Here is a 14938-nt window from a genome sequence, read left to right on the forward strand (position 1 = left end):
CCCGTGCGCCGCCGCGGCATCGCGCGCAGTGACGTCGTGTGGGTCTCGATGGCGATCGCACTGGTGGTCGCGGCGATCGTCGTACCGATCACCATGGGTGATGCTTTACGGGGCCGGATCTTCGCCGGCGCCGCACCGCTGTTCGGGCAATGGAACCCACACGTCGGTCCGGGTTCGATCCCCGCCGTCGTGATCGCGGTCGCTGCGGTGATGTTATTGCCCGGCTGGGCGTCTCGACTCCGATGGCGGACACTCACGATCACCGTGTGGGTCACCGCCGTGACATGGACGCTGAGCCTGGCGTTGATCGACGGCTGGCAGCGCGGCATCGCCGGGCGCCTCGTCCGACCCGACGAGTACCTGTCGGAAGTGCCGGGCGTGCACAGCATCCCGGGCATGCTCGCGACGTTCTCGGATCGCATCCTCGATCATCAGCCGGACTCCTGGACCACCCACGTCTCGGGGCATCCACCCGGCGCGCTCATCACTTTCGTGTGGCTGGACCGGCTCGGCCTCGGCGGTGGCGGCTGGGCGGGCATCTGGTGTGTGTTGACCGGATGCAGCGCCCTCGTCGCGGTGATGGTCACCCTCCGCAATCTCGGCGCCGAGGATTGGGCGCGCCGTGCTGCGCCGTTCCTGGCGCTCTTTCCCGGTCTCGTCTGGGTGGGGGTGTCCGCCGACGGATACTTCATGGCAGTGGCGGCGTGGGGTGTCGCATTCGTCGCGATGGCGACGCAGCGGCGTGGTCTGGCCGCGGCCGCATCCGGCCTTCTCGGCGGAGCGTTCCTCGGGTTCTCGATCTTCCTCAACTACGGGCTAGTGCTGATCGGATTCGTCGTGCTTGCCGTACTGATCTCGGCCCGTACGGCACGGCCGCTGCTCCTTGCCGTGCCCGCCGCCCTCGCGGTCGTCGGCGTCTTCCGTGCCTTCGGGTTCTGGTGGTTCGACGGCTATCGGCTGGTGGTCGACCGCTATTACCAGGGCATCGCATCGATCCGGCCGTTTGCGTATTGGGGGTGGGCGAACATCGCCGCCACCCTGTTCGCCGTCGGTCCCGCAGTGCCCGCCGGACTCGGCCGGATCTTCGGATCGCGGATGTGGCGTCATCCCGTCGCGCTGCTCGCCCTCGGCGGCCTGGTGGCCATCCTCGCCGCCGACCTCAGCGCCTTGTCCAAGGCCGAGACCGAACGGATCTGGCTGGGCTTCAGCCTGTGGACCATGGTGAGCACGGCGCTGCTCCCCGTCCACCGGCAGCGCGTGTGGCTGTGCGCCCAGGTGGCCGTCGCCCTCGTGGTCAATCATCTTGTGTTGACGTACTGGTGAGACGGGTGTGGGCTGACTTCATGCAGATTCTCGTCGCCGACGACGACCCCGTGGTGGCCGACGTCGTCCGGCGATACCTCGAACGGGACGGTATGCACGTCACGGTGGTCGGGTCGGGCCGGCAGGCCCTCGACGAACTCGAGCGGATTCGGGTCGATCTGGCGATCCTGGACGTGATGATGCCCGACGGCGACGGGATCGACGTATGCCGCCGCATCCGCTCCGGCGTTCATGCAGACCTGCCGGTCATCATGTTGACGGCTCTCGGGGAGGCCGAGGACCGGGTACTCGGCCTCGAGTCGGGTGCCGACGACTACGTCGCGAAGCCGTTCAGCCCGCGCGAGCTGAGCCTGCGCGTCCAGTCGGTACTGCGTCGCGCGAGCGCGGCCACGGTGGAATCGACGGCCGGCCAGTTGTCCGATGGCGCGGTGACCGTCGACCTGGCGGCCCGCGAGGTCCTGGTGGCAGGCCATCCGGTGTCCACCACCAAACGCGAGTTCGATCTGCTCACCTTCTTCATCGGTCACGTCGACACGGTGTTCTCCCGGGACGAATTGCTGGAGCGGGTGTGGGGCTGGCGGTTCGGGGATCTGTCGACCGTGACGGTGCACGTCAAGCGGCTGCGTGCCAAGCTCGGCGACGCATCGCGGATCGAGACGGTGTGGGGTCGTGGATACCGGTGGTCGTGCCGGGCCGATGGTGACGCGTGAGGTTCCGTACATGAGTGCCGACCGATGAATTCCGAGATCGTACGAATCCTGCTGCTGGCATTGGCCTGGACTGCGCCGGTGGTGTTGGCGGGCGCCCTGTTGCTGGTGGCCATGCGGCGTGCCTCGCTGCTGATCAGCATGGTGCTGATGGTGCTCATCCCGATGGTGGCGACGTTCGTCGGTGTGTTCGGCGTCAGCGGCATGATGTTCACCGGCGACATCTGGCGGATCGCTGCCGTGCTGGCGGCAGTCGCGCTGGTGACGATTCCGGCAGCGCTGTGGCTGGGCCGGTTTCAGGCCAGGCGCACCGTCTGGGAACGTCACATGCGCGAGCAGGAACGCGCCGCAGAACGCTCCCGCCGTGAACTGATCGCCTGGGTCAGCCACGATCTGCGCACGCCGCTTGCCGACATCAAGGCGTTGGCGGAGGCGTTGAGCGACCATGTGGTCACCGATCCCGGTGAGGTGTCGTCCTTCGCCACGCAGATCGATCGACACACCGTTCGGCTCGCCCGCATGGTCGACGACCTGTTCGAGATGGCGCGGATCAACGCCGGGGCGCTGACACTGGACATGGAGGCCATCGACCTGCGCGAGGTGGTCGACGAGGTGACCGGTGCGACAAGCACTCTCGCTGCTCGAGCCGATGTGACCGTGCGCGTCACCTGCCCCGACGTGGCGGTCACGGTCAACGGCAGCGCCTCGGCGCTGTCCCGGATCCTCACCAACCTGATCGTGAACGCGGTGGCACACACGCCGCCGGGCGGTGCGATCGACGTCGCGCTCGGCAGCTCGCAACGGGCCGCGTGGATACGGGTCGACGACACGGGCGTCGGCATCCCGGAGAACGACCTGGAGCGCATCTTCGAGACGTCCTATCGGGGCAGCCCGTCGCGCACACCCTCGGCGATCGACGGGGTGCCCGCGGGCGCCGGGCTCGGATTGGCCATCGCTCAGGGCCTTGTCGACGCCCACTCGGGGTCGATCGTGGCGTCCAACCTCGACTCCGGGAGCCGGTTCGAGGTGACCTTGCCGCTCATCCCGGCGGGTGCCTGACCCGCCGATCTGCGCAGCGGTTCGGAGGCGAAGCGCGCAATCCCCTCGTCCGGCGGGATCATGGCCCGAAAGCCGATGTGTTCCTGGGCCCGTCGAGGATCCGCGACGACGTGGCGGACGTCGCCGAGCCGGAATCCGCCGGTGATCTCCGGTACCGGGCCACCGGTCGCCTCGGACAGCAGACGCGCCACGGTCCCGATCGAGATCGGGGTTCCCGAACAGACGTTGAGCGCCCGGAAACCGTCGGCATCGGTTGCGTCGATCGCACAGCCATTGGCCTGCGCGACGTCATCGACGTGCACGAAGTCGCGCATCTGGCCACCGTCCTCGAACACCAACGGGGCGAGGCCCGCGGCCAGCCTCGACCGGAACACCGAGGCCACACCGGCGTACGGGGTGTCGCGTGGCATCCACGGGCCGTACACATTGTGGTAGCGCAGTGCGACCACCGATCCGCCGGTCTGCTCCGACCACGCACGTGCATAGTGTTCCTGCGCGCACTTGCTGGCCGCATACGACGTGCTCGGCGCGAACGGTGTGTCCTCATCGGTCAGGGTCCAGCGCAACGGCTGCCCGTCGCGCAGATGCTCGAACGTTCCCGCGCGCAGATCCTCTGGCCTGCGATCGCCCACCGGGTGGACCGGGGTGCCGTCGGCATCGAGAAAGCGCCCCGCCCCATAGACCACCATCGACGACGCCAACACGAGTCGCGCACACCCGGCGTCGAACATCGCGGCCAGCAGTCGAGCCGTGCCGAAGTCGTTCTCCCGGGCGTAGCGGGGTGCATCCGATGCGTCCACACCGGCTCCGACCATCGCCGCCTGGTGGCACACCACGTCCACGCCGTCGAGTAGCGCGACAATCGCCTCGTGGTCGGCGACGTCGACGCGGTGCACGCCGTCGGGAAGCCCGGCATCCACCGGGTGCGCGGCAGGGATGAGCGCGTCCACCCCGACCACCTCGTGATCGGCTGCCCGCAGGAACTCGGCGATTCGCGATCCGATGAATCCCGCGGCTCCGGTCACCAACACGCGGCTCATCGCGCACCGGCCGTCGGCCGGGCTCCGAGCGTGGTGCCGAGCCCGGTGGCGAACAGCGAGTCCACGTCGTGCTCGGCTGCACCACAATCACATTCGGCGCCTGCGTCGATGGACTCGATCGCGGCCCGGATCACGTCGACGAGACGCGGCAGACTCCTCGCGAATTCGGCGAACACCTCGGCGGCCGTGACCCCCATACCCGCCTCGATGCCCGCGTCGAGGTCGGTGACCAGACACGCAGCCGAGTAACACATCTTGAGTTCGCGGGCGAGCGCAGCCTCGGGCTGTCCGGTCATGTTGATCAGCGAGGCACCTTCGGTTGCATACCACCGACTCTCGGCCCGAGTGGAGAACCGCGGGCCCTCGATGACGACCATCGTCCCGCCGTCGATCACGTCCGCGGACGCGGACGAGAGCGATTCACGCAGACCCGGACAGTACGGATCGGCGAACTGCACGTGCACCGGGCCGTCGGGCCGCGTGGCGCCTGCCCAGATCTCGGGCCGGTCGAAGAAGGTCTGCGCCCGCTGCGTGGTGCGGTCGATCAACTGATCCGGGACGACGATGGTCCCGGGCCCCTGGTCGGGACGGAGGCCGCCCACCGCGCATGCACCGATCACACGCCGGACCCCCAATGCCCGCAACGCCCAGAGATTGGCCCGGTAGGGAATCCGGTGCGGCAGGTACTCGTGATGTGCACCGTGCCGCGGAAGGAACACCAGACGTCTCTCATCGACCGTGGCGACCCGCAGTGGCGCGGACGGAGGACCGAAGGGGGTATCCACCTCCGTCTCGAGAACCGCGTCGTCGTCGGAGAAGAAGCGGTACAGGCCGGTGCCGCCGATGATGCCGATGGCGGGTGCGGAATCGTTCGTCGCGCTGTGCATGCCTTCGATGGTGCGCGTCTGCGATGCGCGACGTCACCCCCTGCGACCGATCGGTCACGGTTTCGTCATGGTGACCGCCGACGGCGGCGGGTTCGGCATCGGGCCGGGAAAGCGAGAACCCCCGCCCGGGTGTCCCGGGCGGGGGTTCTCGTGTTGGTAGCGGGGACAGGATTTGAACCTGCGACCTCTGGGTTATGAGCCCAGCGAGCTACCGAGCTGCTCCACCCCGCGTTGGTGAATACAACGTTACACACCCGTTCCGACCAGATGCAAATCGCCTCCGATATACGGCGCCACCTGCGACGATGGTGTGATCGCCGCCACGTCGACGAGCCCGGCGATCATCGCGGGTGGACTCCCATCAACGCCGCCAACTGCTGCGCCAGCGGGTTGAGATCCAACCGGTCCGGATCCTTCTTCGGGGTGTCGTCCCACGGCTGCGTCGTCTCGGGGTTCGCCAACGCAGCGCGAGCCGCTCCGCGCACCCCCGTGGGGTTGCCCACCGGCACCGAACACTTCGCATTCGTGTTGAACGGGAAATCGTCGTAATGGATGTCGAACGACGGATCCTTGCGCTTCATCTCCCGGATCATCGCGTCGGTGCCCTCATAACCCCGCGTACACGCGGCAGGATTGTTCGTCTCCAACACCACGCCGAAATGGATCTGACCATCACCCGGCGCGGTGGCATGACTACTTGCCGAGAGCTGGGACAGCATTGCCAGAGCAGGACGGATCGCATACGACGTCGGCCCGATGGTCCGCAATGTGCTCGACAACTGCTTGACAACAGTAGAGATGTCACCGCCACTGCGCCGCAACAACTCCGAGATCTGCGTCGCCGACGCCGTACCCGTCGTCAACAACCGACGCAGATCCGGATCCGACGACGCCAACGTCGCCGTGATCAGATCCAGATTGTGCGACCACGACAAGATGGAATCGGACTCGTCGGCTTGGGTTTCCAGCACCATATTCGAATTGCGAATCAACGAGATCGTCTGATCCAACGAGTCATAACCCGACCGCGACAACTTCGACAACGAATCCACCAACCGCGTCAGATTCTCACCCTGACCGTTGAACGCCTTACCCAACTCCGTGATCACCGTATGCAGATCATCCACCGGAATCGACGACGTGAAATCAATCGCCGACGACACCACATCCTCCAACGGCGGCGGCACCGACGACTTCGTGATCACCGACCCATCCGACAAAAACGGACCCGCCGACGACGTCGGCTGCAAATCCACGAACTGCTCACCGATCGCCGACCGATTCGCCACCACCGCCGTCGCCGACGCCGGAATCTCCGGACCCCCCGAATTCAACTCCAACGCCACATCCACACCCGACTTGGTCAACGTCAACTTCCCGACCCGTCCCACCGGAACACCCTGATACGTCACCTCGGCATTGGTGAAAATCCCACCCGAATCCTTCATCGACGCCGTCACCGTGTAGACACCGAGACCGACGGCATGCTCGAGGTGGACATACCGGAACCCCGCATAGGCAGTAGCGACCAGGCCGAGAACCACCACGACGGCAATCTGCATGCGCGCCAACCGAGACAGTGGTGGCATGAACGACCGCCCTTCCCCGACGACCAATGGCGCCGGCCAGCGCCGTCGTCACCTTACTGACGAGTCAGTCCGTCGGACAGATGTTCGTGGCGCATCCCAGGCCCGGTCTCGGCGATGATCGCCGTCACCTACAGCGACGTAGTGGACCACGGTCACGCCGGCAACCGGTGACCCACCGAGGCAGGCGACGGTCGAGCATCGCCACCGCTCCAGCACAGCCCACTCAGCCCACTCACGAGCGTCGATGAAGAACGTCGAATTGGCGCGCAACACCCGCGCTGACCTGCGCAAAGGCCACGTCCTTACAATCGGTATGTGACACACATCACAGGGGCGTATCCTGGCGTTACGTCAACCGAAGGAGGAGAAACGATGGCTTCCCATCATCTGCCCCATCACGAGAGCCACGGAAATCATCCGATGAGCGTCATCGGGTACGTGCTGGTTCTCGGCGGTTTCGCTTCCGCCGCGCTCTGGCTCGTGTCGATGGCAGGCGGCCACGTCGCAGCAGCCATCTTGTTCGGCTTGTTGATGATCGGTGCGTTCGCCGTAGCCGCATCGATCTTCCTGTCGCTCAACCACCGCCACCATCACAGCCCGGTGCTGCCCGACAACACCGAGCCGGAACTCGATCGGTACATGCGCCGATATCGCGAGTGATCCAGTCACATCGGCCGACGACATGGCGGGGCGCACCAGAGAATTCTGGTGCGCCCCGCCATTTTCCGATCCGAGCGGCAGCGATCAGCCTCCCGCCGGCAGTGATTCGTATTGCGACACCGCCTGATTCAGTTGATCGAGCGCTTCGCCGTAGGCCTTGAAATCACCCTTCACCTGCGCGTCCTTCAACGCCGTCAGAGCCGTGCCGATCGCCTGGACGGCAGCGTCCCGTTCCGGCGACTGCCCCTGATTCGGCGACGGACTCGCCGCCGCGGCATTCGCGGACTGTGAGGGCTGGGCGCTCGCACCGCCTTCGACAGCCGGACCACTCTCCGGGTCGGTCACCGCCGCGGGATTGATCCCCACCTGGCGCAGCGCCTCCGACACCGTGGCCGCGTAGCCGACTCGGGCGCCGTCGCTGGCCGCGTTGTAGTAGACCAGCACGCGATAGAGCTTGGGAATCGCCGAGTCGTCGGTCTTCGACTGGGTGTACATCGGCTCGACATACAGAATCCCGTTGCGGCCCACCGGTAGCGTCAGCAGGTTGCCGTAGGTCACCCGGGTGGTGTCCTCGACCTGTTTACGATCCGAGGCGACCGGGCCGGCGCTCTTCATGTTCTCCTGCGCCTGCTGCGGGCCGACGGTCTGCTTTTGCGTCGGCAACGTCTTCACTGTGATCCGGCCGTAGTCCCGAGGATCCGACGACGCCGTCATGTAGGCGGCCAGGTTCCGGGTGTTCAGACCTGTCATCACCGTCGTCAGCTGGAACTGCGACTGGGTGCCGTTGGGTGCGGCAGCGGTGAAGTAATACGGCGGCTGATTCAGCCCCTGCTGCACGGCCTGGTCCTTGCTCGGATCCGCGGGAATCGACCAGAAGTTGTTGCTGCGGAAGAAGGTCTCCGGATCGGACACGTGGTACTTGGCGAGCAAGGCACGCTGGATCTTGAACAGATCCTCCGGATACCGGAAGTGCGAGAGCAGATCCGGGTTCTTGTCGAGCTCGGCGCGCGACTTGACCGTGCCCGGGAACACCTTCATCCACGTCTTCAACACGGGGTCGGAGGTGTCGAACTGATAGAGGTCCACCTTGCCCGTATAGGCGTCCACAGTGGCCTTCACGGAGTTACGTGCGTAGGAGATCTGACGGTTGACCTGGGTCCGACCGGTCTGCCCCTGATTGAGTTCCTGCGCGTCGGACGTTGCGCCCTGCAGCGACATCCGTTGCGCGTACGGGTAGGTGTCGAGCGTGGTGTACCCGTCGACGATCCACTTGATCGACCCGTCGGCCATCACCGCAGGATAGGTCTTGGAGTCGAGCGTGAGCCACGGAGCGACCTTCTTGACACGGTCGCGGGGATCGCGGTCGTAGATGATCTTGGAGTTCTTGTTGATCGCACCCGAGAGCAAGATGTTGCGCTCGGTGTACTTCACCGAGTACAGGAACCGGTTGAACCAGTTGCCCAGCGAGACACCGGAATCAGCGGTGTAGGTGTAGTTCTTGCCGTCCTCGTCGTACTCACGGTCACCGTTGTCCGAGCCGACGATGGCGTAGTCGGGGTTCACCTTGGCGATCAGCTCACCAAAGTAGATGCGCGGCTGCTTGACCTTGATGGGCGCATTCTTCTGGTAATCCTGCGACCGGATCGTCTCGAGATCGCTGACCTTGAACACGGGCAGACCACCCCGGTCGCTGTCACTGTCGGACGACGCCTCGTCGACCGTGTTGGCCGGCGCTGCGATGAAGCCGTTGCCATGGGTGAACACGGTGTGCTTGTTGATCCAGTTCTGCTGGTTCTCGCCGTACTTCGACGGATCGAGCTCACGGGCCGCGACCACGAAGTCGCGCTCTTGTCCGTCCACCTGGTAGCGATCGACCGCCAGCTGCGCGGGGAAACCATAGAAGTTCTTGAGGAATTGCCGCTGATTGAAGGCCGGCGCGATCACATTCGGATCCAGGATCCGGATGTTCGACAACGTCGCCGAATCACTGTTGACCGCCACCGGATCCGCCGGTGTCGCGGTCCAATTCGGTTCGTAGGTGACGTCGTCGTTGTCACGTATCTTGTACGCCTGCTTGGTGGCCGTCAGGTTGCGCGCGATGTACTCCGATTCCTTCTGCGCGGCGTTCGGCTTGACCGAGAACTGCTCCATCGCCAGTGGCCACCCCACCCCGATGACCAGGGCCGACAGCAACATGAGTGCGGTGGCGAGCGCCGGCACCCGGAGGTCGCGCAACACCACGCCTGCGAAGAACGCCAGGGCGCAGATGATCGCGATGGCCATCAGGATCAACTTCGACGGCAACACCGCGTTGATGTCGGTGTAGCTGGCGCCGGTGAAGATCTCCTGTTTGCGCTGGCTCGACAACAACGAATAGCGGTCGAACCAGTACGCGACGGCCTTGAGCAGCAGGAAGATCCCGGCGAGCGTGGCGAGCTGCACACGCGCCGCGGTGGTCATCGACGGCTTCGTCCCGCCACCACCGAGGCGGATCCCGCCGAACAGGTAGTGCGTGATCAGGTTGGCCAGGAACGAGATCACCACGATGACGAACAGCAGGTTGAGCACGAGCCGGTAGAACGGCAGATCGAACGCATAGAAGCTGACGTCGAGCCCGAACTGGGCGTCCTTGACGCCGAAACTCTCACCGTGCAGGAAGGTCTGGACCGTCGCCCACGAACCCTGGGTCACCAGGCCGGCGAGCAGGCCGATCAAGGCCGACGGCACGATCACGAACCAGCGCGTCCGTCCCATCACGGTGGCCCGATAACGAGCCAGCGGATCGTTCGGTCCCGACGCCGGCACGAAGACCGGCCGGGATCGATAGGCCATCGCGATGGCCCCGAACACGACCAGACCGACCACCACGGCCGTCACGAGGAACAACACGACGCGTGTCCACACGATCGTGGAGAACACCCGGGTGTATCCGAGATCGGAGAACCACAGCCAGTCGGTGGCCAGTCCCACCAAGCGTGGCCCGATCAGCAGCAGCACGAGAACGGCGACACCGATCCCGATGGCGATCTTGCTCCTGCGCGACAGTGTCGGCATCCCTGCCGGCCCGCGTACGCCCACCTACCCACACTCCAAAGTTCTCATTTCGGGCATCGGCCCGACCCGTACGAAGCCCGCAGGGCTCGTGTTCGTCCAACTGTACTGGCCCGGCGTGGCGCTGGTCCGACACCGGTGCCGCCGGGCGCCGACCCCGCACTCGGTGACGAGGTCGAGGGGGCGGCGCCCTGCGTGAATCGACAACGCATTCCCGCCCGGGTGAGTTCCATGTCACATCGCACTCGGCGTGGTGGGCCCCGCGCGAGTAGGCACCCGACGTCGTCGGAACACGGCAAGATGGACCGGTGACCGATCAGCCATCACCGTCGTCCGGCGGCCTCTCTCCCGACGCACTGGGCCGCGCTCTGAGCGACATCGTGACATTCGTCGACGAGAGCGGCTGGGATCAGCCGCCTGCCCTCTTCGCCCTGGTCCCGACCGCCACGCTGGCGAGGGCCCAACCGGATCTGGTCGACCCCGACGACGACTCAGAACTGAGCCCGATCGCGCAGGAGCCCCTCCCCGTCGGCACCGAACCGTCCCGCACGGCAGACCTCGAACGCATCCTCGCGACCACGACCTGGCCGGCGCAGGTCATCGGCGCGGCGCTGGTCCAGGAGATCCTCGTACTGCCGCCGGAGGCCGAGGCAGACCTGGACTCGGCGTTTCTGCAGGTGCCGGGCGACCCGGACGACCCGACCGGGGGTGATGCCGTCCTGCGCGCCTCGGCCGACGCCCACCCGGGCGCACGCACCGCCCGTCTCGCCGTCGGTGCACTGCGCAACGGACGCACCCTGGCGCTGATGCAGCTACGTCCCGAGCAGGGGGCCGAAGCAACCGGCATCGAGTTGCTCACCCATCACGACCTGGCCACCGATCTGCGCGCCGCCCTGGCGCACACGCTCGACCACGGCCCCGACAGCTGACACGGTCGGCGATCAGCAGTGCGGGGCAGGCCGTCCTGCACCTACATCGCCGAGCGCGTCGACGGCGCCCTGCAGGGTGTCCACCTTCACCAGGGTGAGCCCGTCCGGCGCGTCGGATGCCGCCTCAGCGCAATTGCGCTGAGGCACGAGGAACACGGTGGCGCCGGCGTCCCGGGCGGCGCGCGTCTTGTGCGTGATGCCGCCGATCGGACCCACCGCACCGTCTTCGTCGATCGTCCCGGTCCCCGCGATGAACTTGCCGTGGGTCAGTTCGCCCGGGCTCAGGCGGTCGATCACCGCCAGACTCAACATCATCCCGGCCGACGGACCACCGATGTCACCGACGTTGTACGAGATCTTCAGTGCCGGATCGGCATTCACCACTTCAGGGGTGACCCCGAGATAGCCGACCTTGGGATCGTCGGGACGAGCCGTCAGCGTGACCGTCACGGTCTGCTTGGCACCACCGCGATCGATCTCGATGGGAACGGCGGTTCCCGGGGCATTGCCCTTGACCGCGGCCTGCATCTCCGCCGTCGTCGACACCGGCTTGCCTGCGACCGTCAGCACCTGATCGCCCTGCCGGAGCACGTTCGCGGACGGGCCGTTGGGCGCGACGCTCACGACGACGACCTTGGTCGGCCGGTGCAAGAATCGCAGAGCCGCGGCGGTGGCGCTGTCCTCCGATCCCGTCATCTCCTGCTGATTCTGTTGCTGGACATCGTCAGGCGACTGATCGGGCGGGTACAGGCGGTCACGCGGCTCGAGCGTGTACGTGCCGGACATCCACATCCCGAGAGCCTGGAACATCGACATTCCGTCGGTCACCGAGACGGTCGTCAGGTTGAGATTTCCGGTCGTCGGATCGGTGGGCGTGCCGGTGATGTCGACCACGGACTTGTCGTCGAGGGTGCCGAGTGTGTTCACGGTCGGACCGGGACCGAGTGCCACGAACGGCACCTGCACCGTCGTCCCGACGAACAGCAGTGCGACGAAGACCAGCGCGGTGACGGCGACGGTCGCGATCCGACGATGCCCGGGCTGCAAGCTCATTCCGCTCACAGTAACGGACCCCTCCTGCATTGAGCTGCCTACGCTCAAGGCGAACGCCGCGACGCCTGGCGGGCGGTACCGTGGAGGCATGAGTGATCTGCCCTTCGGGTTCTCCCCCTCCGGCGACGACGATGACGAGCGTCGCAGCGAGAACAAGCGTCGCGCGGACAAGTCCGACAACGACGCGACCCCCGGCGATCCGGGCAACCCGCAGAACCCCTTCGGTTTCGCGATGGGGGGCGCCGAGGGTTTCGATCCGTCGCAGCTCGGCCAGATGTTCTCCCAGCTGGGCAACATGTTCAGTGGCATGGGCGCCGGGATGGCGCCCGGCGCCGGAGGCGGTCCGGTGAACTACCAGGTCGCCACGAACCTCGCCCGCCAGCAGATCGGCAACTTCACACCCGTGCTCGACAAGGAGACCCAGGCCGTCGCCGATGCGGTCCGCCTGGCCGACGTCTGGCTCGATGATGTGACCACCTTCCCCGGCGGGGTACGCCAGGCCGTCGCGTGGACGCCGGTGACGTGGCTCGAGGAGTCGATGCCGACCTGGAAACGGCTCTGCGATCCCGTCGCCACCCAACTGTCAAGAACGTGGGAACAGAACCTGCCCGCGGAGGCCGCCCAGTTCGCCGGCCCCATGATGGGCATGCTGACCCAGATGAGCGGGATGGCCTTCGGTACCCAGCTCGGCCAGGGACTCGGCCAGCTGGCCAAGGAGGTCCTCACCTCCACCGACGTCGGGCTCCCCCTCGCCCCGGAGGGCACCGCGGTCCTGCTGCCCGAGGCGATCGCGAGTTTCGCCGAGGGGCTCGAGCAACCGGCGCAGGAGATCATCCTGTTCCTCGCCGCCCGGGAGGCCGCGCATGTGCGCCTGTTCACCCACGTCGGGTGGCTGCGGCAGCGCCTGCTGTCCACGGTCGAGGAGTATGCGCGGGGCATCAGCATCGATTTCAGCGGCATCGCCGACATGACCTCCGGCATCGACCCGCAGGAGCTCCTGTCGGACCCGTCAAAACTCGAGGAGCTGATCGGGTCGTCGGCGTCGTTCGAGCCGACCACCACACCAGAGCAGCAGGCGGCGCTGGCCCGGCTGGAGACCCTCCTCGCCCTGGTCGAGGGCTGGGTGGAGCAGGTGGTGTCGAAGGCTCTCGACGACCGCATCCCGAGCGCGGCAGCCCTCACCGAGACGATGCGACGGCGGCGCGCCACGGGCGGGCCCGCCGAGCAGACCTTCGCGACGCTCGTGGGCCTGGAGTTGCGGCCACGCAAGGTGCGGGAGGCCTCGGCCCTGTGGCGGCAATTGCTGGAGGCGGGCGACATCTCGACTCGTGACGGGGTGTGGGCGCATCCGGATCTGATGCCCGACGCCGACGATCTCGATCATCCGGCGGCGTTCATCGACGGCGTCATCGGCGGCGGGGCCAGTTCCTTCGATGACCCGATCGCCCAGCTCGAGGCCACTCTCGCGCAGGAGCGCGCGGACCAGGAGTCACGGGGCGACAAGCCGGACGGCTCCGCTGACTCCCCTGACTCCGACGATCCGCCCCGCGACTCCGGCGCATCGTGATCGCCGCGGTGGTACCGGACGCGTAGGCACCACCGCAACCGCACTGATCACAGGTGTTCCCACTTGTGCACAACCTCTTCGGCGAGCCGTGAGATCGCGTCCGGGAGTGGCAGAGTGACGTCATGTCCGATCCGAGCGCCCGGCACCCACGCCCCCGGAACGAATCCCACGGTGCCCGGGAGCCGGTCGAGCTGCCGATCAGTCTGCCCCTCGTTCGACCGGGGACACCTGTCCTCGTCCGGCCCGGCAATCGCGTGCACGTCGGCAGCGATCCGCACCGCAGCCTCATCATCGAGCTCACCTCGCCGGTCCGGGCGGACGCGGTCGCCGCACTGGTCCGTGATCTGACCCGCCCCCGGTCGCGGGGCGAGATGCTGCGCCGCGCGCGGTCGATCGGCCTGACGGCGGCCGACCTCGCCACCATCGTCGGCACACTCACCTCCGCAGGTCAGGCGATCGCCACCGACAACGGCAGATCGTCGTCCACGCTGCGCATCCGTCTACACGGACGCGGCCCCCTCTCGGACCTGCTCGCCGCCTCGCTTGCCGAGGTGGGGATGGTGCCACGCCGGTCGACCCGTCGTCCCCATGACTCCGTGGTCGACGGGTGGGATGCGAACCTCGTGGTGCTCACCGACTTCCTGGTCCACGAGCCCGCCGTCGTCAACGCACTCATCGCCGCCCGCATCCCGCATCTGCAGGTGCGCGTCCGGGACGGTGTCGGTGTGATCGGACCCCTTGTGTTGCCCGGCCTCTCGAGCTGTCTCCGGTGCGCAGATCACCATCGCACCACGATGGAACCGGACTGGCCTCTGCTGGCCGCACAGATGGTGCGTCAGCCGGGCTATGCCAGTGCCGGCACCATCCGGAGCACCGCCGCCCTCACCCATGAGCAGATCGAACAGCTCGCGGGGGCGCTCTGGGCCGGCGCGTCGACTGGATCGACGCCCCAATTGTTCAATCGCGCTTTGGAATTCCACGCAGATCCGGCAAGGCTCGCAGTGGTGGAATGGCCACCGCATCCGCTGTGCGACTGCCGCCCGATCACCGCGCAGGCCGGTTGACCACGGCAG

At 66.7% G+C, this 14938-nt stretch carries 12 protein-coding genes and 1 tRNA gene; 7 read left to right on the forward strand and 6 right to left on the reverse strand.

The features are described from left to right. The first annotated feature begins 48 nt into the window (after nucleotides 1–48). The 3 genes from IDF66_RS03135 to IDF66_RS03145 are packed head-to-tail and all read left to right on the forward strand — an operon-like array spanning nucleotide 49 to nucleotide 3089. Nucleotides 49–1323, forward strand: coding sequence for a hypothetical protein (locus IDF66_RS03135; RefSeq protein ID WP_223309265.1), 1275 nt, complete (start codon nucleotides 49–51; stop codon nucleotides 1321–1323). A 20-nt stretch (nucleotides 1324–1343) separates the two neighbouring features. Continuing rightward, nucleotides 1344–2033, forward strand: coding sequence for a response regulator transcription factor (locus IDF66_RS03140; RefSeq protein ID WP_164308872.1), 690 nt, complete (start codon nucleotides 1344–1346; stop codon nucleotides 2031–2033). Between the two features lie 24 nt (nucleotides 2034–2057). Beyond that, the gene (locus tag IDF66_RS03145; RefSeq protein WP_164308871.1) at nucleotides 2058–3089 is read left to right on the forward strand and encodes a sensor histidine kinase; all 1032 of its coding nucleotides are present in this window, start codon (nucleotides 2058–2060) and stop codon (nucleotides 3087–3089) included. On the opposite strand, the gene IDF66_RS03150 is transcribed toward IDF66_RS03145, so the two are convergent. The 4 genes from IDF66_RS03150 to IDF66_RS03165 form a co-directional block, all read right to left on the reverse strand. Continuing rightward, nucleotides 2987–4129 (reverse strand): NAD-dependent epimerase/dehydratase family protein, encoded by a 1143-nt coding sequence (locus IDF66_RS03150; protein WP_164308870.1) that lies wholly within the window; start codon nucleotides 4127–4129, stop codon nucleotides 2987–2989. The two genes, IDF66_RS03145 and IDF66_RS03150, sit on opposite strands and share 103 nt — an antisense overlap. Next, nucleotides 4126–5016, reverse strand: coding sequence for an S-methyl-5'-thioadenosine phosphorylase (locus IDF66_RS03155; protein WP_190265692.1), 891 nt, complete (start codon nucleotides 5014–5016; stop codon nucleotides 4126–4128). The genes IDF66_RS03150 and IDF66_RS03155 overlap by 4 nt, the downstream gene beginning before the upstream one ends. 154 nt (nucleotides 5017–5170) lie before the next feature. Further along, nucleotides 5171–5247 (reverse strand) — tRNA-Met (locus tag IDF66_RS03160). Between the two features lie 110 nt (nucleotides 5248–5357). Beyond that, complete coding sequence (locus tag IDF66_RS03165; RefSeq protein WP_190265693.1) at nucleotides 5358–6605, reverse strand: MCE family protein; 1248 nt, start codon at nucleotides 6603–6605, stop codon at nucleotides 5358–5360. A 372-nt stretch (nucleotides 6606–6977) separates the two neighbouring features. Here IDF66_RS03165 and IDF66_RS03170 point away from each other — a divergent pair, with 372 nt between their 5' ends. Beyond that, nucleotides 6978–7265 (forward strand): hypothetical protein, encoded by a 288-nt coding sequence (locus IDF66_RS03170; RefSeq protein WP_164308868.1) that lies wholly within the window; start codon nucleotides 6978–6980, stop codon nucleotides 7263–7265. Between the two features lie 84 nt (nucleotides 7266–7349). Here the strand turns inward: IDF66_RS03170 and IDF66_RS03175 are convergent, their stop codons facing one another. Continuing rightward, a complete protein-coding gene (locus tag IDF66_RS03175; protein ID WP_190265694.1) occupies nucleotides 7350–10343 on the reverse strand; it encodes a UPF0182 family protein in 2994 nt (997 codons plus the stop codon). Between the two features lie 281 nt (nucleotides 10344–10624). On the opposite strand from IDF66_RS03175, the gene IDF66_RS03180 reads away from it, so the two are divergent. Continuing rightward, entirely contained in the window at nucleotides 10625–11245 is a 621-nt protein-coding gene (locus IDF66_RS03180; RefSeq protein WP_190265695.1) for a PPA1309 family protein, read from the forward strand. 12 nt (nucleotides 11246–11257) lie between these two features. Here IDF66_RS03180 and IDF66_RS03185 read toward each other — a convergent pair whose 3' ends face one another. Beyond that, nucleotides 11258–12298, reverse strand: coding sequence for a YlbL family protein (locus IDF66_RS03185; RefSeq protein ID WP_190265696.1), 1041 nt, complete (start codon nucleotides 12296–12298; stop codon nucleotides 11258–11260). An 88-nt stretch (nucleotides 12299–12386) separates the two neighbouring features. On the opposite strand from IDF66_RS03185, the gene IDF66_RS03190 reads away from it, so the two are divergent. Continuing rightward, the gene (locus tag IDF66_RS03190; RefSeq protein WP_190265697.1) at nucleotides 12387–13865 is read left to right on the forward strand and encodes a zinc-dependent metalloprotease; all 1479 of its coding nucleotides are present in this window, start codon (nucleotides 12387–12389) and stop codon (nucleotides 13863–13865) included. Between the two features lie 122 nt (nucleotides 13866–13987). Next, on the forward strand, nucleotides 13988–14929 hold the full coding sequence (locus IDF66_RS03195) for a hypothetical protein (protein ID WP_203588655.1): 942 nt from the start codon (nucleotides 13988–13990) through the stop codon (nucleotides 14927–14929). Nucleotides 14930–14938: the final 9 nt, after the last annotated feature.

The sequence above is a fragment of the Gordonia hankookensis genome (assembly GCF_014673215.1).
GTDB lineage: Bacteria > Actinomycetota > Actinomycetes > Mycobacteriales > Mycobacteriaceae > Gordonia > Gordonia hankookensis.

Coding starts and splice junctions, on each gene's coding strand:
- IDF66_RS03135 (WP_223309265.1), top strand. CDS start 49: ATGGCGATCGCACTGGTGGTCGCGGCGATCGTCGTACCGATCACCATG.
- IDF66_RS03140 (WP_164308872.1), top strand. CDS start 1,344: ATGCAGATTCTCGTCGCCGACGACGACCCCGTGGTGGCCGACGTCGTC.
- IDF66_RS03145 (WP_164308871.1), top strand. CDS start 2,058: ATGAATTCCGAGATCGTACGAATCCTGCTGCTGGCATTGGCCTGGACT.
- IDF66_RS03150 (WP_164308870.1), bottom strand. CDS start 4,129: ATGAGCCGCGTGTTGGTGACCGGAGCCGCGGGATTCATCGGATCGCGA.
- IDF66_RS03155 (WP_190265692.1), bottom strand. CDS start 5,016: ATGCACAGCGCGACGAACGATTCCGCACCCGCCATCGGCATCATCGGC.
- IDF66_RS03165 (WP_190265693.1), bottom strand. CDS start 6,605: ATGCCACCACTGTCTCGGTTGGCGCGCATGCAGATTGCCGTCGTGGTG.
- IDF66_RS03170 (WP_164308868.1), top strand. CDS start 6,978: ATGGCTTCCCATCATCTGCCCCATCACGAGAGCCACGGAAATCATCCG.
- IDF66_RS03185 (WP_190265696.1), bottom strand. CDS start 12,298: ATGAGCTTGCAGCCCGGGCATCGTCGGATCGCGACCGTCGCCGTCACC.
- IDF66_RS03190 (WP_190265697.1), top strand. CDS start 12,387: ATGAGTGATCTGCCCTTCGGGTTCTCCCCCTCCGGCGACGACGATGAC.
- IDF66_RS03195 (WP_203588655.1), top strand. CDS start 13,988: ATGTCCGATCCGAGCGCCCGGCACCCACGCCCCCGGAACGAATCCCAC.